Below are 24,708 nucleotides of genomic sequence, written 5' to 3' on the forward strand. Positions count from 1 at the left end.
CCGTGATTTAGGCGTCCAAGGTCGGGGACTTGAAGCCCTTGCCGTCCGTTGCGAGCACCCCGACGAAGTCAGCGGGCACGGCAGAGAGGTTGATCCCGCCCTGCCAGTTGCTAACGTCGATGCCGTTCATCGACGCACCGGAGGTGTCTGCCGGTGCGCCGGCCACGAGCTTCCGGTACTGCTGAGCGATGTGGGGCATCAGGTCGATGTGCCCGAAGTATCCATTGCCCCAGTTCGCCGGCTTGGGGATGACCGCGAAGTGCAGGTGCGGGCCCGTGCTCGACACGGTGGAGCCGGATTCTCCGATGACCTCGCTCTGGCGCACACGCTGGCCCTTGTTCAGGTGCGTCTTCTGCAGGTGCGCGTTCACGGTGAGGACGTCGTCGTACTCGAGGCTCACCGGGATGCCGGCGCCGGTCTTCGTGTCGCCGGGGGCGGGCTTGATCTGGTAGAGCCGGGCGGGTCAGTCGTTTGCTCCGCCGGACAGGTTCCAGGCCCAGTCGGCGAGCCATACTATGCCGTCCGCGATGGACACGACCTCGGTGCCCAGGGGCACGCCGAAATCCACGGCGCCGTGGCTATTCCTCAGGTTGTACTGGGTGAGGTTCGCGTAGTACGTCTGCTAGATCGGGAATTGCTCGGGGACAGGGCGAATACCCATGGATCAGCCCTCCTGGTGGTCGTGGATCAGGTGGGAGAGCTGGTCACGCAACTTGTCCGGGATCGTGGGCTCGGGCTCGCCGCCGCCGCGGCCCCACCGGAACAGATGCTCGGTGAAAACCGTCCACGCGGAGAGAATCGAGGCCGTTTCCTTCCGCGCGTTCCGGAGCGCCTTGATGTCTTTCTCGAGCTCGTCGAGTCGTTCCCATGCGGCCTTGGCCACAGTGATGGCGTTGGCCTCCCGGCCGGTGCGGCGGGTGACGGTGGGGGGACATCGTCCGCAAATCACTTCACCTCGTCCCGGGTTGGTTCCTTCGTGTGCGCGGCCTCGAGCACGAGCCCGATGAGCACGACGTGGTAGGCGGCGGAGTACCAGCCGTCCTGAGCCCCAGCCGGGGGTCCGGGCACAAGGTAGATGATCCACCCCCACATGTAAGAGCCGATCCGCACGAACGGCATGAAAATCAGCACCGAGGTGACGACCGGGAGATTCTTCTGCCGAAACGCCCCGTAGACGGCCAGGGCCGCCCCAACCCACCACTCGACGACACGGGCGCCGGCAGGGACGTAGAGGTGCAACAGTGCCGGGTCCCCCTCGGTGGCTGGCCGGAGTAGCGCCCCGAGGTCCACGAGCCCTCACACGGAGGCGCACAGCAGCAGGATCCACCCCCTGGTGCCGAGGTGACGGTCAAGTTTCCGGTGGGGCATCAAGGCCTCCAATGTGAAGAGCCACCCCGCGGGTGGCTCGTGCTCGTGTCATGTGGGCTGGTATGGGAACGGGGGCAGATATCATCAAACGCATGCAAAGCACCCCCCGCACTGCTAGTCAACGTTGGTCAGCCATCACCGTTGTCGCCGTGGCGATCTTCGCGGTCGTCGCTGTCGTAGCCAGCCTCATGGTCGATGCCCGGGAACAGGGTCGAATCGCGGCTCAAGCCACCAGTTACGCGTCGCCTGTGGTTCTCGAGCCCACAGACCCTCAACCTATTGCGCTGTTTATTGGCGATTCCCAGGTTGCCGGGTTCGGCTCATCGAGGAAGACCATGAGGTGGAGTTCTCAGGTCTCGTGGCAGATGGGTTGGCGGGAGTTTAACGAAGGTCTTGGCGGGACGGGGTACGTAAAGACCAGTGATGAGAAGGGTTGCGGTTGGGAGTTCTGCCCCAACTTTGGGCAGCACTTCGAAAACGTGTCGGACGACATCAACGCCGACATCGTCGTTGTGGGTGGGGGGCGAGGGGACTACAACTACTTCAAGCAGAGTCCCGAGAAGATCAGTAAGGCGATGCGTGATCTCTACTCAAACATCGCCAAGATCTACCCTGATGCGGAGATCATTGCAATTGGTCCGAATGGGTGGTCGAAGAATGACGCAAACGCAAAGGCGATGAACGCCGTCGTCCAAGAAGCGGTCGAAAGCAACGGGGGGACATTCGTTTCGATCATCGACCCTCCCGTCATCAAGGACGAGTGGTTATTGGAGGACAATGCACACGTGAACAACGAGGGCCACACAGGCATCGCGAACCACATACTGAAATCGATCCGGGACAGCTAGACCGAGCGCACCTCGCCGACTCACCCCGCAGGGCGGCTCGGGACCGTGTCATGTGGGCAGTTTCGGGGACGATCGACGGTAGCGTTTGAGGGTGACCCCCACACACCAGGCAAAATCCCCCATCGGCCGTCAAACCCTATGGATCATCTCCGCGATGGCGTTGTGCATTGTGGTGCCCCTTCTACTGAACGAGGCGACAGGCGGGCGCGTAAACGATCGGAACCCATGGTGGGCGTTGGCAGTCATGGTGGTCGCCGGTGCGTGTTACGCAGCTGTCATTGCATCACCCCGGCGGCAACTATTCGGGATGGTCCTGTGGATGTTCACGTACATTTTCATGGGAATGGCCCCGTACGTGCAGTACCGGTTGGACGTCGTTCCGGGGACGACGCCGTACGTCGACGAGTCGCTGTACCCGGCAGCCGCTGGGGTTGTGCTTGTCTGCTCGGGTGCGGCGGTCATCGGCGCCTTGTTGGCTGGGCAGCGGCGACGAGGGGTGAAGGTCATGCGCGCCTCCGTGGTTTCCCCGCGGCGTGCGAACCTTTTGACTACGGTGGCAGTCCTCTTGTTCATATATCATGTTTCGCAGATCGGACTCGGGGCGTTTTTCATGAGCCGCGGAGAGTTGGGCCAGCTCCGGACGTCGGTGTGGCCCGACTCCACCCAGGCCACCCTTGTCATCGGTTCGCTACAAATGTGTCTGCTAGTGGGTTTCCTCGCGCAGATGGCGGTACGCCAACAACGGCAAGCGTCCGGGGTTAAGGCGAGTCTGTTGCCTGCGGTGCTCAACGGCGCGCTGCTGCTCTACGTGGTCAACCCGATCAGCAGCCCCCGGTACGTGTTTGGCACAGTCATTCTCGCCGTTCTCGCCACCCTGGGCGCCTACGCCACTCTCAATAGGTTCCGCGTTATGGCTGTCGCCGCAATGGCTGGGATGTTGCTGATCTTCCCCCTGGCGGACCTTTTCCGCCGCACCACGGAGGCCACGCTCACGGTTGAGGGGCCGGTCACGGCCCTGACTTCGGGAGATTTCGACGCTTTCGTGCAGCTCACCAACTCCCTCGATTATGTCTCTACGAACGGGGTCACGTTTGGGCGCCAGTTCCTCGGCGTGTTGTTCCTGTGGGTGCCCCGAAGCGTGTGGCCCGACAAGCCGACGGCTACCGGCGCGCTGCTGGCCGAGCACATGGGATACAGCTTCACGAACCTTTCCGCGCCCATTTGGGCTGAACTGTTCATCAACTTTGGTTGGATCGGCGCCGTTCTTGGCATGGGGCTGGTGGGGTACTGGTTCCGCATTTGGGATGTCCGCACCGACGTGTACCTGCGGACCTCTCGCATGCCCACCATCGCGGTCTCCGCCACTGCTTTCTATATGGTGATCTTCCTACGAGGATCACTGCTGGCAGTGTCGTCACTGCTATTGCTGATCCTGCTGGCTGCCTGGTTCGTCAAGGAACGCCGTTCCCAGCTGCGGCATGGGGGGCGCCCCCGTGTTGAGCATCGCCGCAAGGCCGGTCAAATGGTGCTAGGCCGGCAGGCTCGACAGGTCGAAGTCGTCCCATCGCGCAAGCGGTGAGGTGTTGTACCCGGCCCAGCCGAACCTGGTGGCGTATTGATTGAACGTGTCGGTCGCGGTGGTCTCCGTGACGCCGTTGATTTTGACCGTGATCGAAGGCCCGTCGAGGGTGACTTCGAGTACGTCTCCGTCCGCTTTCGCCGTGGCGCCCGTTGCGAGGAGCGCCATGGACCATTTGCACGGACTCTCCCCTGGTAGTAGCAGGGGATTGTAGGGCCTGAGTTGGCTCGTTAGCTTAGACCTGGTCTCAAAACCCGGTCTGTCGTTGCCCACTCGCTTCTCAGTAGTTCACAGTGCCTGCATGACGACGAGGACGCAGTCGTGGATGGTCGATGACCGTCTGTGGGAACTGATCGTCCCGCTGATCCCGCCCCAGCCACCGGCCCGAGGCCCGGGTGGCCGGCCCCGGATCGAGGACCGGGCCGCCCTGGAGGGGATCCTGTTCGTGCTCCACACCGGATGCCGGTGGCGAGACCTTCCCTTGGCCCTGGGCTGCGGATCTGGGCACACCGCCTGGCGTCGATTGCGCGCATGGCAGGAGGCTGGAGTCTGGGAGAAGCTCCACCGGGCCGTGCTCGAGGAGCTCTCCGAGGAGGAGATCCTCGACTGGTCCCGGGCCAGTATCGACGCGGTCTCGGTCCGGGCCAAAAGGGGGGCGAGCTGACCGGGCCCAACCCCACCGACCGCGGGAAACCGGGCACGAAGTACCACCTGCTCACTGACCGGAACGGCCTGCCACTGCACGTCCTGGCCTCAGCAGCCAACGTCCACGACAGCAGACTCTTCGAGCCGATCCTGGAGAACAACCCGGCAGTCCGTGGCCGGCGAGGGAGCCCAGGACGACCCCGCCGCAGGCCCGCGAATCTGCAGGCGGACAAGGGCTACGACTACCCGAGGTGCCGGCGCTACTTGCACCGGCGGGGCATCAAGGTCCGCATTGCCCGCCGTGGAATCGAGGCCAAGACCCACCTGGGTCGGCACCGGTGGGTCGTGGAGCGCACCATCTCCTGGGTTCTGTGTTTCAAGCGCCTCGGGCTGCGCTACGACCGCACCGAGGCCATGCTCCTGCCGATGCTCCTGCTCGCCGTCACGCTCATCAACCTCCGCCGACTGTCGCAGTCGACCGAGTTATGAGACCAGGTCTAAGAAGTGGTTTCAATAGTTATGGCTGAGGCATTGAGCGCTGCCTGCCCGGTTGGTGATCATGACTGCCATGGCGAGCCAAAGAGCGTCCGGGCGACTGCTCAGCGACCAGCTGTGGGAGCTGCTGGAACCCTTGATCCCGCCGTCTCCACCGGCGAAGAACGGGCGCACCGGCAGACCTCGGGTCGATGACCGGGCAGCCCTGGAGGGGATCCTGTTCGTGGCCGAGCACGGCATCGCGTGGAAGAAACTGTCCACCGAGCTGGGCTACGGCTCGGGGGTCACCTGCTGGCGCCGGCTACGGGCCTGGCAGGAAGCCGGAGTGTGGGGGAAGCTCCACCACGCCGTCCTTGAGAAGCTCGGGCAGGACGGGATGCTCGACTGGTCGAGAGCGTCTCTGGACTCGGTCAGCGTCCGGGCGAAAAGGGGGGTGAGCTGACAGGGCCCAATCCCACCGACCGCGGCAAGGCCGGCACCAAGTACCACCTACTGGTCACCGCCGACGGGTTGCCCTTGGCGGTGGCGATGACCGGGGCCAACCGCCATGACTCCATGCTCGTGGAGCCGATCCTGGACGGGCTGTCACCGGTCAAGGGACCAGGCCGCGGTCGGCCTCGGCGCCGGCCGGTCAAGCTGCATGCGGACAAGGCCTACGACAACAAGCGGGTGCGGCGCTATCTGCGCCGGCGTGGCATCACCGCGCGGATCGCCCGGATCGGGGTGGACTCCAGCGAACGGCTGGGCCGCCACCGTTGGGTGGTGGAACGCACCATCTCCTGGTTGTTGGCCTTCCGCCGCCTGGCCATCCGTTACGACCGCAGCGCGGTCACTATCACCGCTGTGGCCACCCTGGCGGTCACCGTCATCTGCGCCCGGCGACTGCCCCGGAAAGACTATTGAAACCACTTCTAAAAGCCGTGCTCGTGCAAGCCCCTGATGAGCTGGGTACGCCGCGGCACGCAAGACCCCGCGGCTGCTTGCCTGAAACATGACCGTCCTGCGCCCGCTAAATTTCGCCACACCGGAGGACGCCTGCCATAACACGCTACGGTCCCGCCGGCCGATGGCAGTACCTGCAAAGGGTGATCGTAAGCGTGCCGAAGTGCTCAAGGAACATGTGCTTACAAAGATGCCGCAACTCGTAGAGCCCCTTGCCATCGTGATCGACCCCGCCATGTAGATCCTCAACATGGCCAGCGACTATCTTGAGCGCATCACTCCGGAGCCGCGCTGACGAGGTTGGCCGGGACTGCGACGAAAAGCATGCATTAATTAATGCCGTCCATTATTTTGTCAGCTTCAATTCAGTCAGAGATTTAATTTTGACATTCGCGAGGAATGAGGGCGGACATTTGAACAATTGGTTTGAGCGCGAAACCAAAAGCGAACGGGAAACGCAAAGAATGCGGCATAAATTAGGAAATAATGCGAGAAATTTATACCCAATGAAAGATAAACCCCGATATGAAATCCGAGCATGACTATGACGGCAACACGAAAAAAGGCGGGGGAAAAAATGGCAAAAATAACCCCAGCCTCGGCTACAAGAGTAGCGTAATCCAAAAACTTCCAGAAGAGTGACGAGTCAATTTCTAGCAAAAAATTAGACAGGAGTCCAGGGTCATAACCATCAATTACGTCACGGGCTATGTATCCGCGACTCGCTTCCCTGGAAGGATCTAGCCAACCCTTTAGTGCCTTCGGAATGGCAGCAGTTAACAAGGCAAAACCAACTGTCAGTGCCCACAAAAACATGGGTAGACCGCGGGTACTTTCTTTGGAGTTACGCCTTGAATCTAGCGATATCCTGCACCCCCACCCAGCAAGCCCCATGAAAATTGGAAAAAGGTCATACAAAATAAAGTGATCAATTTTAGAGAAAGAATGTGTAAAGCCAGCCCCGTATATTAGAAACAAGCCCAGGAGGACGGAAGCCAATTTTGTCCGGTAACCGACGAGGACAAGCACCGCTAGAAGTCCCCGTCCAATTTCTAGAGCAGTCAAAGTTACCGCTGAAGGTTGCTCGCTTATGTGGGCTAACAGACCGGGCGGGGTGTTGAAAAACGCCGCAGGTACGGAGCCAACCCATTGATAATCAACGGGAAATAGTAGTATATGTAAAGCGTAAATTATTCGTAGGACGCCAAGATAAACCGCATTAGGGGCGTACTTGCCGACGAGAGAGTCCAATTGGATTGATATCCATTGCGCTGCGCTGATCACAGGTTGACCCTTCTTAGCTCACACGGCGTCGCATCTACTTCTTCCACGGTACTAATGTCCAACTGAAAACTGTACCAGCATATCTCCACATACGAAGGTGAGGAGTGCGGTCTTAAGTCCGTTGCCCTGGCGGCTAACCACTCAGCCACTTCCTTGTCCACCCTGCTTATCTCCGACTCACTAAAGACATAATTGAATGAGTGTGTGGCAGAGGAGTATCTGAATCCCCTCATAACATCGGCTACGTGAGGGTTTATAGTTACGCCATCTTCATAGTGGATAGATATGTCGACTGCTTTCGTGTCGAACATGCCGTTGGAGTCAGGTGCAGCCCCAAACCCCGGCATGCGAATAGTCGGGTATGGTTCAGGATCAACAATCGACGACATTGCTAGTTGGGTGACGAGAAACAAACCAAAAAGCGCAACTACTATAAGATTCCGGCTTATTTTGGAATTCGACATGAGGCACCGCCTCCTGGCATGGCGTGCCGGTTTTTTGCAATGAATTTGTAGGCGACATTAGCGAGAACAAGGACCGGTGATACCAAAATGGCCTGTCCCACTCCAGCCCAAACCCCGCCTCTAACGAGTAGTGCCTGAGCTATGGCTGAGGCCCCTGCATGGAGTTTGGCGTTTTCGTCGATCCAGTAGGCGGCGCTACTCACCTTTTCTTCAGAAAGCCCCAGTGTGCTTAAATCATTAAGCTGTTGCCACGGCATTATTTGCACTCTCTTCGTTTTGGCCAGCCATTCGGCGGACCGAGTGCAGAAACCGCAGTCGGCATCGTATATAAGTGTTTGCTTCACGGATGATCTCCTGGACGTTATCGAGTATTTTTGACTGAGATGCCTGACGTTTGCTTTTCCCAAGCACTTCACCAATGTTAAATTTATGGGATTTGCCGTAAGTTGGTTCAACTGAGCTTAAATGACGTTAATTTCTCGTTGACGCTGTGCCGGACTTTACTTATACGCCATTAATACGCGCCTTCTTTGGCAACTACAGCCTTGAGCGTGCGGCCCAGAATCAGCATGTCCTGCACCGGTGACCAGTTCTCCACGTAGTAGAGGTCCAGGCGAACGGACTGCTCCCAGTCCAGGTTTGACCGTCCTGATACCTGCCAGAGGCCGGTGATGCCCGGCTTCACGCGCAGCCGGCGGTGGACGTAGTCCTCGTACTGCTCCACCTCCGCTGGCAACGGGGGGCGGGGGCCGACCAGGGACATCTCGCCCTTGAGGACGTTGAGGAACTGGGGGAGCTCGTCCAGGCTGTAACGGCGCATCCACTTGCCGGGGGCGGTGACGCGGGGGTCGTCCTTCATCTTGAACAGCAGGCCGGCGCCCTCGTTCTGCTCCTTGAGGCGCTGCAGCACCTGCTCGGCGTCGGTGCGCATGCTGCGGAACTTCAGCATCTTGAAGCGGCTGCCGTCCTGGCCGATGCGATCCTGCGCGAAGAAGGCGGGGCCCTTGTCGTGCGTCTTCACGATCAGCGTCAGGGCGAGCAGGACGGGGGAGAGGACGAGCAGGGCGGCTCCGGAGCCGAGGATGTCCATGAGGCGCTTCGTCATGGCGCGGCTGCGGCTCAGCTTGGGGGTGGCCACGTGGATGAGGGGGAGGCCTGCCACCTGTTGCATGTGGATGCGGGGGCCGGCGATGTCGGTGAGCCCGGTGTCCATGACCAGGCGGATGTGGGCGTCGGCGAGCTGCCAGCTGAGGTGGCGGATCTCCGTGGTGCCCAGGGGGACGTTGGAGGACAGGACGACGGTCTCGATGTCGCGCTCGTGGCAGGCATCGACGATGCCCTCCACGGTCGGGCGCGCCCCCGGGGCCAGCGCATTGGGCGGGAGGCTCATGCGCTGCAGCTCCGCGGGGATCGGCTTGCGGGTCTCGGGGACGTAGATGGCAGCCGCGTCGAGCCCGGAGGTCGGGTGCTGGCGCAGGGACTTGATGAGGTCGCACGTGCCGGCCAGCCGGCCCACCACCATGGTCTTGGACAGTGCCTCGCCCTTGTAGCGGGCCTTGACCAGCCGGTCCCGCACGATGAAGCGGCCGAGGATCAGGAACCCCAGGCCGAGGGGGAGTGCTAGCAGGACGTAGCTGCGGGCCGTGGGGAGGTCGAAGCCGAAGGAGATGATCGCGATAGCGCCGAAGAGGATGAGGCTCGAGTGCACCACCTGCCGGGTCTCCTCGAGGCCGTGTCCGATGAGGCGGACGTCCCGGGCGCCGCGGGCGCCCAGGTGCATCCACCAGAACACAGCGAGAGCAGCGCCCACGATCCAGTAGGGGACAGAGATGTCTCCGCCGAGGTGCAGACCGGCGTTCTCCAGCTGGAAGCGGAGCAGATGGGCGCCGATGAGGGTGACGAGCAGGGCCAGGCCGTCGGCCCAGCGCATGCGGGTGAGGTAGGCGGAGCGCCAGCCGGAGCGGGACGCGGCGTCGCGAGCGGTGGTTCGTGTGCTGTTGAGCTGCGGACGCCGGTGGTCGTCCGCTCGGCTGATCTCGTTGACCTTGAGCATGGTGGTGCTCCCTCCCCGAAAAAGCACGCGGCCACCTGGGGCATCTCCTCCCAGCCCGTGGGGGAGACGGTGGACCGCGCGCTGCGTTGCACTTGTCGCCAGTTTAGTGGCGCAAATCGATGAAACCGGCTCTATGACGAAGGATGTTTGCGTCTGCACTTGCCTGTGCCGAGAATTCGCGGGACGGCGTCGTGCCTAGTGGTGACGGGGATCACGTCGTCGGGCGGGGAAGTCGACCCGACGGTGACGGTGCCATTCTCTGTCCCCCACTCGGGGGACGGCGGCATTGTGGTGCCAGCCGCTCAGGCGGCGCGGGCCTCCGGTGCGGCGTGGCCGGCGTTGCGGAGGTACTCGGCCTTGAGGCGGCGGAGGTTCAGGGCCAGGCAGCTGGGGGCGTAGGCCGGGCGGATCACCACGGGGGTGCCCTCGTGGCCGTGGGTGGCGAGGATCTCGCCCAGGGCGGCCTCGTGGCGCTCGAGGACCACGTGGGCGAAGTAGTGGTCGTTGAAGAGGTCGGCCAGTTCCAGGGCGTAGGCCCAGGTGGGGGTGCCGACCTCCATGGACGCCTTCGGGCAGTCCCAGTCGCTCGGGGTGCCGGCGGTGCGCAGCTGGGTGCGCAGCACGCGGTCGAGGGCCTCGGGGGTGAAGGCCAGGGTGAGCTCGGCGACGTCCTCGACGATGTCGAGCTCCAGAAGGGTGAGACCCGCGGGGGAGCAGGACTCGAGGTAGTGCTGGACGTCAGTGGCAAGGGGGGAGGTGCGCATCGGATTCTCTCTTGTCCGTCGAGGGGTACGGATCTTCGGGTCCTCCGAGCGTATCGGGGCAACGGCCCTAGTGAGGGCCGTTTCTTGTCCCCACATGGTCCCCATCGGACCGGACAAAAGTCTATTGTCAGCCCCTTGTTCCTATGCGGAGAGTGGTTCGGGATAGACCATTGTCCAGGCGGTGTTTCCGGAGTGTGTCGGGGGCCACACGCGCCGCTCTGCCGGCCGGAGTAGGACTGCGTGAATTCATACGTGTACTGATGACTTCCCGGGCGCGGATACGCTGGAACGGTGAATCCTCCTGAGCGGGCGCGGGGCGGGCCGTCGTCGTCCGGAGCAGTGCTCCTCGCCGATCTGGTGCAGGACATCGGGGGAACGATCGCCACGGGCGACGTGCTCGACGACCCGGTGGTGTGCCGGGTGGTGGAGGACCACCGCGAGGCAGGCCCGGGCGACCTCTTCGTGGCGCGGCAGGGCGGCCGCGGGCACGGCGGCCGGCACGCCGCGGCGGCGTTCGAAGCCGGTGCGGTCGCGGTGCTCACCGACCGCCGTGGGGTGCAGCTCCTGGGTCGGTCGCCGGAGGAGTTGGTGGTCGTCGTCGACGATCCGCGCGCCGCGCTGGGCCCGGTGGCGGCCCGGTTGCAGGGCCACCCGGCCGCGGACCTGACGATGCTGGGGATCACCGGCACCAACGGGAAGACCACCACCGCCTATCTCGTCGAGGCGGCCCTGGCCCGCCTGGGCCGCCGTCCCGGGCTGCTGAGCTCCCCGGAGACCGTGGTGGGCGACCGGCGCCGGCCCAGCACGGTCACCACCCCCGCCGCCCCGCTGCTGCAGGAGCTGCTGGCGCAGATGCGGGACGCGGGCAACGACGCCTGCGTCATGGAGGTCAGCAGCCACGCCCTGCACCAGCACCGGGTGGACGGCATCCACTACAGCGTGGTCGCCTTCACCAACCTCACCCACGAACACCTCGACTACCACGGGGACATGGCGTCCTACTTCGCCGCCAAGGCACGTCTCTTCAGCCCCGAGTTCACGTCCCGGGCGGTGGTGGTGGTCGACGACGACGCCGGCCGCCGTCTCCGCGACCTGGCCGGCCGCCGCAGGGTGCCCGTGGTGAGCCTGGCCAATGATCCCGGGGTGGACGCGCAGTGGCACATCGCGGGGGAGCGGGTCGAGGACGCGTTCCTCCTTCAGGGCCCGGCCGGCAGTCTCGCGCTGCGGACGCCGCTGCCCGGTGAGCACAACCGGACCGACACCGCGGTGGCCGCACTGATGCTGCTCGAGCTCGGGCTGTCGCCCTCCGAGGTGACTGCTGCTCTCGACGGGCCGGTGAGTGTTCCCGGCCGGATGGAGCACGTGGACCTCGGGCCGGGGTGGCCGACCGTCGTCGTCGACTTCGCCCACACCCCGGACGCGCTCGCGTCCTCCGCGGCCGCACTGCGGGCGCGCACGCGCGGGCGGCTCGTGGTCACCGCGAGCTCCGGCGGGGACCGCGACCCCACGAAACGGGAGCCCGCGGGAGTCGCGGCCGTGGGGTCCGGCGCCGACGTGGTCCTGGTGACGGACGACAACCCCCGCACGGAGGACCCGGCCGCCATCCGCGCCGCGGTGATGCGGGGCGTCCTTTCCGGTGCAGCGGCCCGGCGGGCCGCCGGTCTGCCCGTGCCCGAGGTCGTCGAGCTGCCGACCCGGCGGGAGGCCATCCGCTTCGCCCTCGAGACGGCCGGACCGGACGGCACGGTGGTGCTCAACGGCAGGGGGCACGAGCAGTGGATGGAGATCGGCCCGCGAGGGAGCCGGGTGCCGTTCGTGGACCGCGACGAGGTCCTCGCGGCAGCGGCCGCGATCACTCTCGCCAGGAACGCTCCTCGTCCCGGCCTCTGACGGCACAGCCTGCCGCTCAGAGCGGCAGCGGCGCGGCCCGGCTCTGCAGTGGAGTTCTGTCCGCGCCTACGCGACGAAGATGCAGAACGGGTGCCCGGCGGGATCGGCGAACACGTACAGCGGTTCGTCCGGGTCGTCGGCGCGGTCGAGCAGCTGCTCGGCGCCCAGCTCGAGGGCCCGTTTCCGCTGGAGCTCGAGCGCTTCCGAGTCCTGGACGGTCAGGTCCAGGTGCAGCTGCTGCGCGACGCCCGAGGCGTCGGGCCACGTCACCCGGGGCAGGGCGGGGACGGCCTGGAACGCCAGCTGCCGTGCACCGTCCGCGTTCGTGAGGACCAGCCAGTCGTGGTCGTCCGCGGAACCGTCCGCCTGCGGCTCGTCCCCGGGCCGGTACTGCAAGCCCAGCAATTTCCGATAGAACTCCGCCAGCCCCCGGACGTCCGTCGCGTCCAGCACGGTGGTCTGCAAGTGCGGGTAGTCGCTCATCCGTCATCCCTTTCGCGCGGTTCCACCTCCCACGGTAGGCAGCGTCCGACCGTGATGAGGCCGTGCCCAGGGTGGAGCAGGAGGCTCCGCCCGACCAGTATCCGGCCCCTGCTCCTGGATCGCATCCGCCAGACCTGTGACGGAGGAGCGCCCCACCCGCGCAACGGGTGGGGCGCTCCTGCGTCTCATGAGGGGAGCGCCCTGGCTGCCCCTGTCGTCCGGGTCTCAGTGCTTCCGGTCGTGAGCGTGGTGGTAATCCTTCTCGTCCTCGTCCTCGTCAGCCTTGTCGTCCTTCTTCTCGTCTTCCTCCTCATCCTCGTCGTCGGCCTTGTCGTCGTACTCCCAGGTGTACTCGTGGTGGTGCTGCTCGTCCTCGTCCTTGTCGCCGTTCTCGTTCTCGTCGTGGAACCAGTGCTTGCCGTCGTACTGCCAGACGTGCTCGTGGTGGTACTTCTCCTCGTCGTCCCTCTCGCCGTTCTCGTTCTCGTCGTGGTACCAGTTCTTGACGTCGTACTCGTCGTCGTCCTTCTCGTCGTCCTTTTCGTCCTTCTCGTAGTCATCACTGGATTTGTCTTCGTAATCACCTTTAGACTCGTGGTCATAGTCCCCGCCCGCGAACGCGGGCGTACCGAGTGAGCCTCCGAGGAGGGCGGCCGCGATGGCCGCACCGGCGAGAGTCTTCTGCAGATCGTTCATGATGTCCCCTCAAAAGGGCATGACGAAGAAGTTGCCATGCGCGCGAAAGAGAATGTGTCCAGGCCTGTGAGACAGGCCTTCCCTGAGAACCGGGTGACACCACGGTAGAAGGCGATTTGCGCGGGGTTCAAGAGTCCGACTAGGACAAACGGCAACAGGGCATTGTTCCGCCGGGCCCTCTTTCTCCTTCAGCGGGGTGGCCTGGGTGGGGCCACAGGATGGTCTGCACCTCGGGGCACTCGCTGGTTAGTGACCGGTAAGTCACCTGTATTCCTGCACGTCATCGATGCTTTGTGGGATACCCGAACATCCGCTGACCAGTGCAGCCGACTTTCCCCGATGGTGTGACAGGTGGACTCCTCGCGCCCCACTGAGGACCCAGGCGACCATCAGTACTATGACGGTTCGGCGCTCTTTGTGACGGCGCCGCTGGGATCATCTGCCTTCCCACCAGTACTGATCCATGGGTCTCCAGCCCGCACGCCCGCGCAGGGCGGCGAAGGCACGGGAAGCTGGCAGGTGCGGGACATCCCCCTGTTACCCAGCTCACGGAGGCTGGGGGAGGACAGGTGCCTCCGCCGGTCCGCGCAGCGTCCCGGAAGGAACCCCACCATGACCGTGACCCTCAGCATCCTCACCGCCTCCGCTCCCACCGGGGCGGTGGAGTGGGCCCGCCTGTTCTCCTATGAGCTGCCCTCCGGCCACGACCCGGGTCTCGAGGCCGCGCTCGAGTCCATGACCGAGGGCCGGCGCCTCCCCGGGCACACCTACGTGTGGGCGGACTACCGGGTGCCGGTCGAGCTGGTCCCCTCCTGCCTGCTGGACACCGAGCACGAGGCGGAGATCAGCCACGGACGGATCACCGGATTCCACGGCGTGGATCTCCTGTCCGTGGTGGCCGATCACGAGGTGGGCCGAGCGGTGCTCCTCGAACCCGAGAGCCCTGGTGCGGCCGACGGCGCGCTGATCCCGGCCGCCTGAGCGGTCCCATGGCAGGTCCGACGCGCTAGCATTTGCGATGGTCACCTACCCCCGGGGTGGCGCCCCTCGCCGTCGGAAGAGCCCTGTCGTGGACCCCCTCGCAGCCCACCCCTCACCGGTCCCGTGGCAGTTCCACGAGCTGTCCCTGCGCGGGCGGGTGGTGGTGAGCCAGCTGCCCCAGGCCGTCACCACGTTCCTGCTCTTCCTGGTCCTCGCGGTCGTCCAGGCACCTCTGCTGGCCGACCCCCTGGTGCGGTGGGCCGGCGGACTGACCCTCGCCCTGACGCTGGCGTGCGCCCTGGTCCCCTGGGACCGGCTGCCCTACCGCTCCTACCTGGTGATCCCGGTGCTGGACTTCGTGCCGATCGGACTCCTGTTCGAGGGCCTGTTCCCGCAGGTCCTCGGCGTGCCCTTCCTGGCGGCCCTGCCCGTGCTCTGGCTGGTCGCCTCGGCCCAGCTGCCCCGGGCGGCCGCCCCGCTGGGGGCGCTGCTGACCGTGGCGATGCTGTGGGTGCCGCCGCTGCTGCGCCCCGGGCCGGTCACCCTCACCGCCCTGGGCAGCCCTTTGTTGATCCCCTTGATGATGCTGGCCATCGGCACCATGGCCCAGATCCTGACCAACAGCACCGAGGCCAAGGACGCGCAGCTGCGCCACCTGCTGGCCGCCGGCGCCCGCCGGGAGCGCCTGCTCAGCACCGTGCTGGACTCGGTGGACGTCGGAGTGCTGGCCCTGGACGAAACCGGCCGTCCTCTGCTCACCAACAACGGGCACCTGCACGCCCACGCCCAGCAGCGCCTGGCGCGCACGTCGTCGTCCTCGGCGCTCCCGATCCTGTACGACGGGGCAGGCGCCCCCTTGCCCTCCACAGCCCGGCCGATCGCCCGCGCGGTGGCGGGGGAGTCCTTCTCCTCGGACCTGGTGCGGGTGGGGGAGGCCCCCGCTCAGCAGGTGCTGTCCGTGACTGCCCGCGTCATGCGCGACGAGCGCGGGCGGGCGGAGGGATCCGTGCTGTCCTTCAGCGACGTCACCGAGCTCGTGGATGCCCTGCAGGCCAAGGACGAGTTCGTGGCCGGGATCTCCCACGAGCTGCGCACCCCGCTGACGTCCATCCGCGGCTACACCGAGCTGCTGGCCATGGACGACCGGCTGCCCGCCTCCGCGCTGGCCGGCCTGGAGGTGATCGAGCGCAACGCCGACCAGCTGCTGAGCCTGGTCGACGACCTCCTGAACTCCCACCGGGACGCCGCCGATCTGCACATCGTCCCCGCGGATCTCGTGGCGCTGCTCGAGCAGTCCGCCGAGGCAGCCCAGCCCCACGCCGATCGGTCCGGGATCGCCGTGAAGGCCTGGGCGCCGGACACCCTGGTGGTCGACTGCGACCCAGTGCGCATGCGCCAGGTGCTGGACAACCTCATCTCCAACGCCATCAAGTACTCGCCCGCCAACAGCACGGTGTTCGTGCTCGGGACCCACTTGAGCGACACCGCGCAGGTGCAGGTGATCGACCACGGCCACGGCATGTCCCCGGAGGACGTCCGCCGGGTGTTCGAGAAGTTCTACCGCGGCGCCACCGCCCGGATGAGCACCACCCCGGGCCTGGGCATCGGGCTCGCCCTGAGCAAGGCCATCATCGAGCAGCACCGCGGAAGCCTGACCTGCCACAGCACCCTGGAAGAGGGCACCGTGTTCATTCTGACGCTGCCGATGACCTCACCCCAGGACGTGGCCCCGGACGCCGAGATCGGACGACGCGGCGCCGACCGCAGCGCCGCCGCCGGAGCATGAGTTCCGGACCCGGGCCTGCTCGCACAGGATGAGGCGACTCCTCGAGGTGCCCGGTCTCCCGGCAGGACCCACTCCTGACTAGTGCGCGCCTTCCTTGGCGACCACGGCTTTGACCGTGCGCAGCAGGATCACGAAGTCCTGGACCGGGGACCAGTTCTCCACGTAGTAGAGGTCCAGGCGCACGGCCTGCTCCCAGTCCAGGTCGTCCCGTCCGGAGACCTGCCACAGGCCGGTGATGCCGGGCTTGACCCGCAGCCGGCGGTGGACGTGCTCCTCGTACTGGGCGACCTCCGAGGGCAGCGGTGGGCGCGGGCCCACCAGGGACATCTCGCCCTTGAGGACGTTGAGGAACTGCGGGAGCTCGTCGAGGCTGTACTTGCGCATCCACCTCCCCGGGGTGGTGACCCGGGGGTCGTTGGCCATGAAGAACAGGACCCCGCCCTTGGCGTCGTTGGCGGCCATGAGTTCGGCCTTGCGCTCCTCGGCGTCGGTGTACATGGAGCGGAACTTCAGCATCCTGAAGGTCGTCCCGTCGAGGCCGGTGCGCTCCTGGGCGAAGAGCGCGGGCCCGCCGTCGTGCGCCTTGACGATCGCGGCGAGCACGAGCATCACGGGGGACAGGGCCACCAGCGCGGTGAGCGCGCCGACGATGTCGACCAGCCGCTTGAGCATCCGCCGGGAGCGGCTCAGCCGCGGGGTGGAGACGTGGATCAGGGGCAGTCCGGCCATCTGCTGGGTGTGGATGCGCGGGCCGGCGATATCGGTGAGCCCGGTGTCGAGGACCAGGCGAATGCGCTCGTCGGCCAAGTACCAGGACAGGTGCCGGACCTCCTCCGAGCTCAGCGGCGCGGACGCGGCCATCACCAGGGTCTCGATCCGGTGGGCGCGGCACGCGGCCACGATCCCCTCCACGCTCGGCTTCTCTCCGGCCGGCAGCGTGTTCTGGGGCACTGCCACCCGGGCCAGGTGGTGCGGCAGGACCCGCGACGACGACGGCGCGTAGACGGCCACCGGGTCAAAGCCCGCGGCGGGGTTCTGCTGCAGGGACTTGAGCATCTCCACGACCCCCGGCACGCGCCCGACCACCAGGGTTCGGGACATCGCCTCGCCGGCCAGCCGGCGGCGGGTCAGCCCCCGCCGCACCAGGCCGCGCCCCGCGAGCAGCAGGACCGTGCCCAGCGGCAGGGCGATCACCACGTAGCTGCGGGCCATCGGCACGTTGAGCACGTAGGAGAGGATCGCCAGGGCGCCGAAGAGCACCAGCGTGGCGGACACCACCTGCCGGTTCTCCTCCACGGCGTAGCCGATCAGGCGCACGTCGCGGGCTCCCCGCAGCTCCAGCCAGCCCCACCAGGCCCCGCCGAGCAGGGTGCCCACGAGCCAGTACGGCACGGTGATCCGGTCGGTCACCAGCGTCTCCTGCTCGAAACCGAAGCGCACGAGCTGCGTCAGCACGAGCGTCACGGCCAGTGCCATCGCGTCGACGCGGCGCAGGCTGCCGATGTGGGTCTCCCGCCAGGCGGCAGGGCGCACGGACATGTTCTTCTTCAGCACGTTGTTCACTCCCCCCGAGTGTGCGGGGGCCGGAACACTCCTCCTACGCCCCCCGGCGTGGTTCCGGCCCCCATCGATGACTTTACAAGTGCACATCGATGCAAACAGGTGCTTAACAGGGGACAGTCCCGAGGGGTGGATGCTCCACTCTCTTTGCTAGCGTAAATGCAAGCGCATGTTCGCCGGTCCCCAGGGCTGGTGGTCGCGAGACGTGCGCTGCAGGGGTGCCGGTCCGCCGGCGGGATCCGGGGGGATCCCGCCGCACCACGGACGGCGCTCCCTGTTCGAGAGGCCGGCCCGGTTCCCGGGTCCCGGCGGGGGAGCGAGGCGCCGCAGAGGCGCAGCACAGGGGGAGTTCGCATGTTGAAGCACCAGTCCCGTGACCGCAGCACGGACCCGATCGAGATCCCGGTCAGCGGTGTCCGGGTGACGCCGATGGACGCCGAGGAGCTGCACCGGTGGATCTCGGGCACGTGGCAGGAGCGGCGCAAGGCCGCCGTCCTGGCCCACAACCTGCACAGCCTCTACACGTGGGAGGTCAATCCGACGTTCCGCGCCTTCTACGAGAAGGCCGACGTGGTGCTGACGGACGGCTTCCCCGTCCTGAAGCTGGCCAAGTGGCGGTCCGGGCGCGACCTCAGCGCCAAGCGGCACCGTCTCGGCACCCTGGACTGGCTGCCCGGCCTGATGGGTCGCACCCCGGTGCGGCGCGTCGCCGTCGTCGGCGCGACATCCGCCGGCAATGCCCGCACGGTGGACCTGCTCCGGCGGGACGCGTCAGCCGGGCGGATCGAGGGCTGGCCGGGGGAGGGCTGGAACCCCGTGCTCGAGGACCACATCGTGCGGTCCCTCCAGGAGTTCCGGCCGGACTTCGTCATCGTGGGCCTGGGCATGCCGCTGCAGGAGGAGTTCCTGAGCCGGCGCTGGGAAGAGCTGCCCACAGCGATCTACGCGGCCGTCGGCGGCGGGATCGACGAGTACGCCGGCATCCAGAAGCCGCCGCCGCGCTGGCTCGGGCCCATCGGGCTCGAGTGGGCGTACCGGCTGGTGACGCAGCCGAAGCGGCTGGGCCACCGGTACGTCGTCGAGCCGTGGATCCTCGCCTACCTCCTGGCGGCCAAGGCTGTTCGACGGAGTGCCGTCGCCTGAGCCGACCCGCCGCGAGGGCCCCTTCCATCCGTCCGGGCCCGTCGGGTTCCGTGGGCCGTGCTAGCCTTGTGCGGTTGCCAAGGCGAGGGGACCCCTGCGGGTCCCGTGATCGACGACGGCTGGTTGAACGTTCCCGCCCCCACCGGCGCGGCGTCCCGCGAGGCGCGTCGCCCGGAGTCCAGAAGACGGGGGAGGGTCTGCGGCCGGTATCGCCTGGCCATTCAGACGACAGACCCGACTTCGAGGAGTTCCCATGGCTGACACCATCCGCATCCCGGCCACCACGCGCAGCGACTTCGGCAAGGGCTACGCCCGCCGCATCCGCAACAACGACCAGATCCCCGCGGTCGTCTACGGCCACGGCGCCGAGCCGCAGCACGTGATCATCCCCGGCCACGAGACCATGCTCGCCGTGCGCCACTCCAACGCCGTGCTCGAGCTCGACGTCGAGGGCAGCACCCAGCTGGTCATGGTCAAGGACATCCAGCGCCACGCCACGCGCCCGGAGATCCTGCACATCGACCTCCTTGCCGTGCGCCGCGGCGAGAAGGTCGAGGTCGAGATCCCCGTCCACGTCATCGGCGAGGTCGACCCGACCGCCGTGCACAACGTCGAGGAGAACACCCTCACCGTCGAGGCCGACGCCCTGAACGTGCCCGACTCCGTCACCATCAACCTCGACGGCCACGGCGTGGGCGACCACGTCTACGCCGCCGACGTGCGGCTGCCCGAGGGCGTGGCCATGGTCTCCGACCCGGAGCTGCTGGTCATCAACGTCTCCGAGCCCCAGGCCCAGGACCTCGGCGACACCGAGGGCGAGACCGAGGCCCCCGAGGGCGACGTCGTTCCCGAGAACGAGGCCTGAGCCTCACCGCTCACCCGATCCACGTGATCCTCGAAGTGCGGGGCGGCTTGCGAGCCGCCCCGCACTTCGCATGACCGCACTCTTCACCACTTCGATGGAGGCACCGATGTCCGACGCATGGCTGGTCGTGGGACTGGGCAACCCCGGGCCCGAGTACGCCCGGACCCGGCACAACGTGGGGCAGATGGTCCTCGACGAACTCGCCTCCCGGCTCGGCGGGACGTTCAAGGTGAACAAGACCCGGGCCCAGGTCCTGGAGTCCCGGCTGCGCCCGGGCGGGCCGCGGGTGGTGCTGGCCAAGCCCATGACCTACATGAACACCTCCGGCGGGCCCGTGGCCGGCCTCGCCAAGTTCTACGGCATCCCCGCGGATCGGGTGATCGCCGTGCACGACGAGATCGACATCCCCTTCGCCGCGCTCAAGCTGAAGATCGGCGGGGGAGAGGGTGGGCACAACGGCCTGCGGGACATGTCCAAGGCTCTCTCCACCAAGGACTACTACCGGGTGCGCGTGGGTGTGGGCCGTCCGCCGGGCCGGATGGACGCCGCCTCCTACGTGCTCAAGCCCTTCTCATCCACGGAAGGGAAGGAGCTGCCTTTCCTGCTCGACGACGCCGCCGACGCGGTGGAGCACCTCGTGGAGAACGGCCTGCTCGAGGCGCAGCAGAAGTTCCACGCGCGGTGATTCCCGCCCGGGTGCTGTGGAAGCGTGAGACCGCAGCGTCCCGGCCCGTGCGCATCGCCGGTGGGGTCATGGTGGTCAACGCCCTGCTGCTGACCGCGCACGTCCTCCACCGCAGCGGCTTCGTCCTGGACCCGGACGGCAGCTGGTTCCGACTCTTCCGCACGGGCGCCCTGTGGAACGGCGGGATCGACGGCTCTTTGATGGAGTTCTTCGGGCTGCTCCAGCTCGGCGCCGCCGCGGTCCTTCTTCTTCGCCGAGGCCTGTGGGACTCGGCGCACCGGGTGCTCGCCGCGTGGGGCGGCGTCTTCCTGCTGCTGATCGCCGACGACCTCCTCCGGATCCACGAGCGGGTGGGCTCCCGCCTGGCCCTGGACCGGCTGCTGCCCTGGCTGCGCGCGACCACTGCCCAGGAGCTCGGCGGACTGCTGTTCTGGGCGGTGTCCGGACTCGTGCTGTTGGGTGGGCTGATCCACCTGCACCGCCGGAGCGGAGCTCGCGCGCGCACCGAGTCCTGGGCGCTGCTGGCCACCGTGGTGCCCTTTGTACTCGTCGCCGTGGGCTACGTCCTGGTGGGCGCCGTCCGTCCCGGTCTGTTCGGCGGTCCCTGGGGCGAGGTGGCTGCAATGGTGCGGATCACGGTGAAGCTGCTGACCATGACACTGCTCCTGGTCCGTGCGATGCGGTTGCGCGGGACGCCTCTGTAGAGCGCGACCGCACCCAGGATGCGCCGATGCCTCAGGCGTGGCGAGTGCAGCGGCAGAGAGCCGAGGTGATTCTCGACGAGGGTGCAGAACGAGGTCCGGCCTCGCGCCGCCCGCGCAGCAGCATGGCCAGCACGCCTTCTGAGCAGCGCCCTGCGGACACCTGTGTTGAGGTGATGGTGAACATCGGCTCGCGACGGGCCACTCTGCCATCGCTCCGTCTGCGCCGAGATCGGTGTGCACCTGGCAGAGCGCTCCTCGTATCACGTATCGACATTCCGGTATGAGACCGCCAGGGCCCGGTGATCGGATTCGCCGATGTCCACGAATCGAATGCCGACCGGTTCCCAGTGCCGTGTATCGATAATCTGGTGATCGATGCTGGCTCCCAGAGGCGCGGGAACCGATGTGGGCCATGTGCCGACGGCGCCGCGTCCGAGGTATTTGCCGGCGTCGTGGCAACTCTGGTCGGCCAGCAGAGAAACGTGAGCCGTGGAAGCATTGAAGTCCCCGCCGACGATCGTTCCTTCTCCTGGACGGCAAGTTTGAACCGCAAGGTCCAGCTGCCGCCTCCAGGTGGTGGAAGAGTACTTATCCGGTACGGGTGGCGGCGGGTGCACCACGCTCAGTCTCGGTGGAGTGAACGATGAGTCGCCACTCCGGATTGCGGATTCACCCACAGGGGCGACAGAAACAGAACCCAACGTCAATGCGGGGCCGGGAACTTGACGGTAGCGCCCCAACTGATCAGAGGTAATGATTGCGGTTCCATCCGTGTCGACGTCATGGGTATCGCTGCCTGAGAACAGTTGATTCGACGTGCCTTGCATACGCCACAACTCAGCGACCTGAGCGGCCACCTTGGGTTCCACCTCGACCAGCAAGAGGACGTTTGCCTCTGTTGCCTCGGCAGCCTCGACGATTTCGTCGGCATCCGAATTGAAAGCATTGAAGGACAGCACAGTGATGTCCTTCTCCTCGGCAGGCACCGTCGCCAGGTGCGCCGGCATAGCGCCACCGGCTCGGGTGAACAGCACGAACTCTGTCAGCGCTACGGCGATCATCAAGAACGCCACGACTTGCAGCGTCCGTCTCAGGGCATCTTTCTGATGGCGGCTGTGCCATAGTGCAACGGCAACCATGCAGATGAGCAGAAACAGTGCGATGATCCAGCCGAGTTGCAGTGCTTCCAACTGAACGATGGGGTATTTGTCCCACAGGCCCAGATTATGCGGCGCCACAAGAACGAAGGCCATAGCCAGCCCCGTCGCTACGACGAGCCAGAGGGCGGCCCGTCCGCCGGCCCCGATCAGACTACGTCGTCGCCGCTTGGGCATGCAGGGCACCTACTCTGGTAGTGGTCCGAGGTCGTACCCGAGTTGTTGTTGCGCGTCCGATGGACTGTGCAGTCTCGGTTGGTGATGGATGCGCACGAGCGCACCCCTTTCCGAGGGAGAACGGTCGAATGCAGAAACGACAGCGCGCCTCAGCGTTTCGCGAGCCAGGCCTCGGCCTCCTGCGACTGCAGGGACAGGGCCTTGCCGATGAACGGCTCGGCGGCTTCGGCGACCATCTTGCCCACGAACGGGATGTTGGCCTTGACCACACAGTGCACGTGCACATCGGTGGACCCGCCCTGCGGGGTGAGGGTCTGGGTGGCGGAGCCCGAGACCGGCAGCGCGCCCACGGAGATCTCGGTGCGCACGATCCGGATCCCGTCCACGTCCGGGGTGTGGTAGGTGTCCACCTGGGTGAGCTGCACCGATGAGCCCACGAACTTCCGGGCCATCTCCGGCAGCCGGTCCGCGGCCATGGTCCGCACCGTGGTCACGGCGAACTGCGCCTCCACGTCCCCGGCGACCTCCACCGAGTCCAGGGTGGCCCCGGCGCGGTGGGTCACGTGCCGGATGAACTCCTCGTCGGTGAAGGTCACCACGACCTGGTCGAGGGGAGCGGGGACGGTGGTGGAGGCGGTGACGGCCATGGAGGACTCCTCGGTAGCGGCTGATCGGCAGGGGCGGTTGCGTGCTCCCATGGTAGGCGGGCGCCCGCAGCCCGAGCTGTGGCCTGCGCTGTGGGCTCCGCACGGGTCCCTGTCGGGGCCCGGGAGTAAGCTGGGACCCGCGAACGTTGGCTCCGACAGCCTCTGTGCTCCACCAGCACCCCACTCAGCGTCCCAGGAGACTGCTCACCCTTGACATCGGTCACCACCATTGAAGGTGGGGACTCCCGAGGATCACTCCCCGAGGGTTTCTGCTTCACGGACAGGCGCTCGTTCACGCTAAGCGTGGGCGAGACTTCTCCCGTCTCCACAGACTGCAACCGCCAGCCCGGCGGCCAGAATATTGCGTGCAGCGTTGATGTCTCTGTCGTGAGTAGCACCGCACTTACATGTCCAGAAGCGGACGTTCAAAGGCATGCGGCCTGCTGCCGTGCCGCATGCCGAACACAGTTGCGTGGACGGAAACCACCGATCGATGACGACCACATTCCGTCCGTACCAGCGTGCCTTGTACTCCAACATCGACCGGAACTCGGTCCACGAGGCGTCGCGGATTCCTCGATTGAGCCCGGCTTTGCGTCGCCCACCTGCTGCGGACATCGCGGCGGTGGGCAAGTCCTCGATAACGACCGTTTGGTTCTCACGGATCAATCTCGTGGACACGTTATGAAGAAAATCACGCCGCCGGTCCGCGATGCGCGCTTCGATGCGGGCAACCTTGAGGCGGGTTTTTTCGTGGTTTGCCGAGCCCTTCTGTCGTCGAGCCATGTCGCGTCGGACGCGGGCGAGACGGGCGGATTCCTTGCAAGTATGGCGAGGATTGGCGATTTTTTCCCCAGTAGACAGGACCGCGAAAGATCTGAGGCCCATGTCCACCCCGACAGCGGACCGGGCCTCAGGAAAAGGTGCAACTGTAGTCGCAGTGAGAAGACAGACGTGCCACCTCCCAGCTCGATCGCGGGACACCGTTACGGTGGACGGGACTGCATGCTCGGGCAAGGGCCGAGACCATACGATGTTAAGAGGGTCGGACATCTTTGCCAACGTCAGTTCCCCGTTGCACCACCGAAAAGCGCTCGCTGTGTACTCCGCCGAATGCCGAGATGCTCGGCGGGATTTGTACTTCGGGTATCCGGTGCGCTTGGCCCAGAATCCCATGAATGCTTTCTGAAGATGTCGAAGCGTCTGCTGGAGCGGCACGCTGGACACTTCACTAAGCCACTTGTACTCTTCGGTCCTCTTCCACTGCGTGAGCAGCGCGGAGGTGTCTGCGTAGTCAAGGGTCTTGCGCTCAGTTGCCCAAGCGCGAGTGCGTTCCTCCAGTGCCTTGTTGTAGACCACGCGCACGCACCCAAACGTTCTCATCAGAAAGCTCGCCTGCTCAGCGGTGGGATAGAAGCGATACTTGTACGTCCGCTTCGTCATCGACCCGACCATGCTCATATTCTTCCGCACTATATTGCCAAATCCACCT

The 24,708-nt window shown here is 65.7% G+C and carries 26 protein-coding genes; 11 read left to right on the forward strand and 15 right to left on the reverse strand.

Annotated elements, in window-relative coordinates; genetic code table 11:
* Nucleotides 1–7: 7 nt before the first annotated feature.
* From RF640_RS05025 to RF640_RS05035, 3 genes are all read right to left on the reverse strand, one after another.
* Nucleotides 8–400: a peptidoglycan DD-metalloendopeptidase family protein gene (locus RF640_RS05025; protein WP_368826890.1), complete on the reverse strand. Its 393-nt coding sequence runs from the start codon at nt 398–400 to the stop codon at nt 8–10.
* Nucleotides 401–664: 264 nt separating this feature from the next.
* A complete protein-coding gene (locus RF640_RS05030) occupies nt 665–883 on the reverse strand; it encodes a hypothetical protein (RefSeq protein ID WP_368826892.1) in 219 nt (72 codons plus the stop codon).
* Nucleotides 884–945: 62 nt separating this feature from the next.
* Complete coding sequence (locus RF640_RS05035) at nt 946–1,239, reverse strand: hypothetical protein (protein ID WP_368826893.1); 294 nt, start codon at nt 1,237–1,239, stop codon at nt 946–948.
* 278 nt (nt 1,240–1,517) lie between these two features.
* Between RF640_RS05035 and RF640_RS05040 the strand changes: the two genes are divergently transcribed.
* Together RF640_RS05040 and RF640_RS05045 are read left to right on the forward strand one after the other, a co-directional pair.
* Entirely contained in the window at nt 1,518–2,216 is a 699-nt protein-coding gene (locus tag RF640_RS05040) for an SGNH/GDSL hydrolase family protein (RefSeq protein ID WP_368826895.1), read from the forward strand.
* Nucleotides 2,217–2,535: 319 nt separating this feature from the next.
* Nucleotides 2,536–3,795, forward strand: coding sequence for a hypothetical protein (locus RF640_RS05045; protein ID WP_368826897.1), 1,260 nt, complete (start codon nt 2,536–2,538; stop codon nt 3,793–3,795).
* On the opposite strand, the gene RF640_RS05050 is transcribed toward RF640_RS05045, so the two are convergent.
* Complete coding sequence (locus RF640_RS05050; RefSeq protein WP_368826899.1) at nt 3,745–3,963, reverse strand: hypothetical protein; 219 nt, start codon at nt 3,961–3,963, stop codon at nt 3,745–3,747. The genes RF640_RS05045 and RF640_RS05050 overlap by 51 nt on opposite strands.
* Nucleotides 3,964–4,096: 133 nt before the next feature.
* On the opposite strand from RF640_RS05050, the gene RF640_RS05055 reads away from it, so the two are divergent.
* Nucleotides 4,097–4,929, forward strand: a protein-coding gene (locus RF640_RS05055) for an IS5 family transposase (RefSeq protein WP_368826901.1) whose coding sequence is annotated in 2 segments (ribosomal slippage) — nt 4,097–4,442 and nt 4,442–4,929 — 834 coding nt in all. Because the reading frame shifts where the segments join, the coding sequence is not laid out codon by codon here.
* Between the two features lie 79 nt (nt 4,930–5,008).
* Nucleotides 5,009–5,838, forward strand: a protein-coding gene (locus RF640_RS05060) for an IS5 family transposase (RefSeq protein WP_368826878.1) whose coding sequence is annotated in 2 segments (ribosomal slippage) — nt 5,009–5,360 and nt 5,360–5,838 — 831 coding nt in all. Because the reading frame shifts where the segments join, the coding sequence is not laid out codon by codon here.
* Between the two features lie 408 nt (nt 5,839–6,246).
* Here RF640_RS05060 and RF640_RS05065 read toward each other — a convergent pair.
* The 5 genes from RF640_RS05065 to RF640_RS05085 form a co-directional block, all read right to left on the reverse strand.
* Complete coding sequence (locus tag RF640_RS05065; protein ID WP_368826903.1) at nt 6,247–7,161, reverse strand: hypothetical protein; 915 nt, start codon at nt 7,159–7,161, stop codon at nt 6,247–6,249.
* Complete coding sequence (locus RF640_RS05070; RefSeq protein WP_368826905.1) at nt 7,158–7,625, reverse strand: hypothetical protein; 468 nt, start codon at nt 7,623–7,625, stop codon at nt 7,158–7,160. Before RF640_RS05070 ends, RF640_RS05065 begins: the two co-directional genes overlap by 4 nt.
* Nucleotides 7,607–8,041, reverse strand: coding sequence for a thiol-disulfide oxidoreductase DCC family protein (locus RF640_RS05075; RefSeq protein WP_368826907.1), 435 nt, complete (start codon nt 8,039–8,041; stop codon nt 7,607–7,609). The genes RF640_RS05070 and RF640_RS05075 overlap by 19 nt, the downstream gene beginning before the upstream one ends.
* Nucleotides 8,042–8,139: 98 nt before the next feature.
* Nucleotides 8,140–9,678 (reverse strand): sugar transferase, encoded by a 1,539-nt coding sequence (locus RF640_RS05080; RefSeq protein ID WP_368826909.1) that lies wholly within the window; start codon nt 9,676–9,678, stop codon nt 8,140–8,142.
* Nucleotides 9,679–9,980: 302 nt separating this feature from the next.
* Nucleotides 9,981–10,442, reverse strand: coding sequence for a hypothetical protein (locus RF640_RS05085; RefSeq protein ID WP_368826912.1), 462 nt, complete (start codon nt 10,440–10,442; stop codon nt 9,981–9,983).
* A gap of 291 nt (nt 10,443–10,733) precedes the next feature.
* On the opposite strand from RF640_RS05085, the gene RF640_RS05090 reads away from it, so the two are divergent.
* Nucleotides 10,734–12,332 carry a Mur ligase family protein gene (locus tag RF640_RS05090; protein WP_368826914.1) on the forward strand — a complete coding sequence of 533 codons (1,599 nt, stop codon included), beginning with the start codon at nt 10,734–10,736 and terminating at the stop codon, nt 12,330–12,332.
* A gap of 66 nt (nt 12,333–12,398) precedes the next feature.
* Here RF640_RS05090 and RF640_RS05095 read toward each other — a convergent pair whose 3' ends face one another.
* Together RF640_RS05095 and RF640_RS05100 are read right to left on the reverse strand one after the other, a co-directional pair.
* A complete protein-coding gene (locus RF640_RS05095; protein WP_368826916.1) occupies nt 12,399–12,815 on the reverse strand; it encodes a VOC family protein in 417 nt (138 codons plus the stop codon).
* 225 nt (nt 12,816–13,040) lie between these two features.
* A complete protein-coding gene (locus RF640_RS05100) occupies nt 13,041–13,511 on the reverse strand; it encodes a hypothetical protein (protein ID WP_368826918.1) in 471 nt (156 codons plus the stop codon).
* 612 nt (nt 13,512–14,123) lie between these two features.
* On the opposite strand from RF640_RS05100, the gene RF640_RS05105 reads away from it, so the two are divergent.
* Both RF640_RS05105 and RF640_RS05110 read left to right on the forward strand, forming a co-directional pair.
* A complete protein-coding gene (locus tag RF640_RS05105) occupies nt 14,124–14,492 on the forward strand; it encodes a hypothetical protein (RefSeq protein ID WP_368826920.1) in 369 nt (122 codons plus the stop codon).
* An 88-nt stretch (nt 14,493–14,580) separates the two neighbouring features.
* Nucleotides 14,581–16,278, forward strand: coding sequence for a sensor histidine kinase (locus RF640_RS05110; RefSeq protein WP_368826922.1), 1,698 nt, complete (start codon nt 14,581–14,583; stop codon nt 16,276–16,278).
* A 78-nt stretch (nt 16,279–16,356) separates the two neighbouring features.
* On the opposite strand, the gene RF640_RS05115 is transcribed toward RF640_RS05110, so the two are convergent.
* Entirely contained in the window at nt 16,357–17,841 is a 1,485-nt protein-coding gene (locus tag RF640_RS05115; protein ID WP_368826924.1) for a sugar transferase, read from the reverse strand.
* 351 nt (nt 17,842–18,192) lie between these two features.
* On the opposite strand from RF640_RS05115, the gene RF640_RS05120 reads away from it, so the two are divergent.
* The 4 genes from RF640_RS05120 to RF640_RS05135 all read left to right on the forward strand — a co-directional run bounded on the left by RF640_RS05120 (nt 18,193) and on the right by RF640_RS05135 (nt 21,235).
* A complete protein-coding gene (locus RF640_RS05120; protein WP_368826926.1) occupies nt 18,193–18,981 on the forward strand; it encodes a WecB/TagA/CpsF family glycosyltransferase in 789 nt (262 codons plus the stop codon).
* Nucleotides 18,982–19,234: 253 nt separating this feature from the next.
* Entirely contained in the window at nt 19,235–19,846 is a 612-nt protein-coding gene (locus tag RF640_RS05125) for a 50S ribosomal protein L25/general stress protein Ctc (protein ID WP_368826928.1), read from the forward strand.
* 106 nt (nt 19,847–19,952) lie between these two features.
* Nucleotides 19,953–20,531, forward strand: coding sequence for an aminoacyl-tRNA hydrolase (gene pth / locus RF640_RS05130; protein ID WP_368826930.1), 579 nt, complete (start codon nt 19,953–19,955; stop codon nt 20,529–20,531).
* Complete coding sequence (locus RF640_RS05135) at nt 20,528–21,235, forward strand: hypothetical protein (RefSeq protein ID WP_368826932.1); 708 nt, start codon at nt 20,528–20,530, stop codon at nt 21,233–21,235. Before pth ends, RF640_RS05135 begins: the two co-directional genes overlap by 4 nt.
* A 260-nt stretch (nt 21,236–21,495) precedes the next feature.
* On the opposite strand, the gene RF640_RS05140 is transcribed toward RF640_RS05135, so the two are convergent.
* From RF640_RS05140 to RF640_RS05150, 3 genes are all read right to left on the reverse strand, one after another.
* A complete protein-coding gene (locus RF640_RS05140; RefSeq protein ID WP_368826934.1) occupies nt 21,496–22,569 on the reverse strand; it encodes an endonuclease/exonuclease/phosphatase family protein in 1,074 nt (357 codons plus the stop codon).
* A 149-nt stretch (nt 22,570–22,718) separates the two neighbouring features.
* Nucleotides 22,719–23,216 carry a DUF2505 domain-containing protein gene (locus RF640_RS05145; RefSeq protein ID WP_368826936.1) on the reverse strand — a complete coding sequence of 166 codons (498 nt, stop codon included), beginning with the start codon at nt 23,214–23,216 and terminating at the stop codon, nt 22,719–22,721.
* A gap of 297 nt (nt 23,217–23,513) precedes the next feature.
* Nucleotides 23,514–24,671: an RNA-guided endonuclease InsQ/TnpB family protein gene (locus RF640_RS05150; protein ID WP_368826938.1), complete on the reverse strand. Its 1,158-nt coding sequence runs from the start codon at nt 24,669–24,671 to the stop codon at nt 23,514–23,516.
* Between the last annotated feature and the right edge of the window lie 37 nt (nt 24,672–24,708).

The organism is Kocuria sp. CPCC 205231, assembly GCF_040980965.1.
In the GTDB taxonomy this organism is placed as follows: Bacteria; Actinomycetota; Actinomycetes; order Actinomycetales; family Micrococcaceae; genus Kocuria; species Kocuria rosea.

Bases quoted from the DNA above. Each gene is read 5' to 3' on its own strand.
- RF640_RS05045 (WP_368826897.1), top strand. From the start codon at position 2,536: ATGTTCACGTACATTTTCATGGGAATGGCCCCGTACGTGCAGTACCGG.
- RF640_RS05050 (WP_368826899.1), bottom strand. From the start codon at position 3,963: ATGGCGCTCCTCGCAACGGGCGCCACGGCGAAAGCGGACGGAGACGTA.
- RF640_RS05070 (WP_368826905.1), bottom strand. From the start codon at position 7,625: ATGTCGAATTCCAAAATAAGCCGGAATCTTATAGTAGTTGCGCTTTTT.
- RF640_RS05080 (WP_368826909.1), bottom strand. From the start codon at position 9,678: ATGCTCAAGGTCAACGAGATCAGCCGAGCGGACGACCACCGGCGTCCG.
- RF640_RS05085 (WP_368826912.1), bottom strand. From the start codon at position 10,442: ATGCGCACCTCCCCCCTTGCCACTGACGTCCAGCACTACCTCGAGTCC.
- RF640_RS05095 (WP_368826916.1), bottom strand. From the start codon at position 12,815: ATGAGCGACTACCCGCACTTGCAGACCACCGTGCTGGACGCGACGGAC.
- RF640_RS05100 (WP_368826918.1), bottom strand. From the start codon at position 13,511: ATGAACGATCTGCAGAAGACTCTCGCCGGTGCGGCCATCGCGGCCGCC.
- RF640_RS05105 (WP_368826920.1), top strand. From the start codon at position 14,124: ATGACCGTGACCCTCAGCATCCTCACCGCCTCCGCTCCCACCGGGGCG.
- RF640_RS05120 (WP_368826926.1), top strand. From the start codon at position 18,193: ATGTTGAAGCACCAGTCCCGTGACCGCAGCACGGACCCGATCGAGATC.
- RF640_RS05125 (WP_368826928.1), top strand. From the start codon at position 19,235: ATGGCTGACACCATCCGCATCCCGGCCACCACGCGCAGCGACTTCGGC.
- pth (WP_368826930.1), top strand. From the start codon at position 19,953: ATGTCCGACGCATGGCTGGTCGTGGGACTGGGCAACCCCGGGCCCGAG.
- RF640_RS05140 (WP_368826934.1), bottom strand. From the start codon at position 22,569: ATGCCCAAGCGGCGACGACGTAGTCTGATCGGGGCCGGCGGACGGGCC.
- RF640_RS05145 (WP_368826936.1), bottom strand. From the start codon at position 23,216: ATGGCCGTCACCGCCTCCACCACCGTCCCCGCTCCCCTCGACCAGGTC.
- RF640_RS05150 (WP_368826938.1), bottom strand. From the start codon at position 24,671: ATGGTCGGGTCGATGACGAAGCGGACGTACAAGTATCGCTTCTATCCC.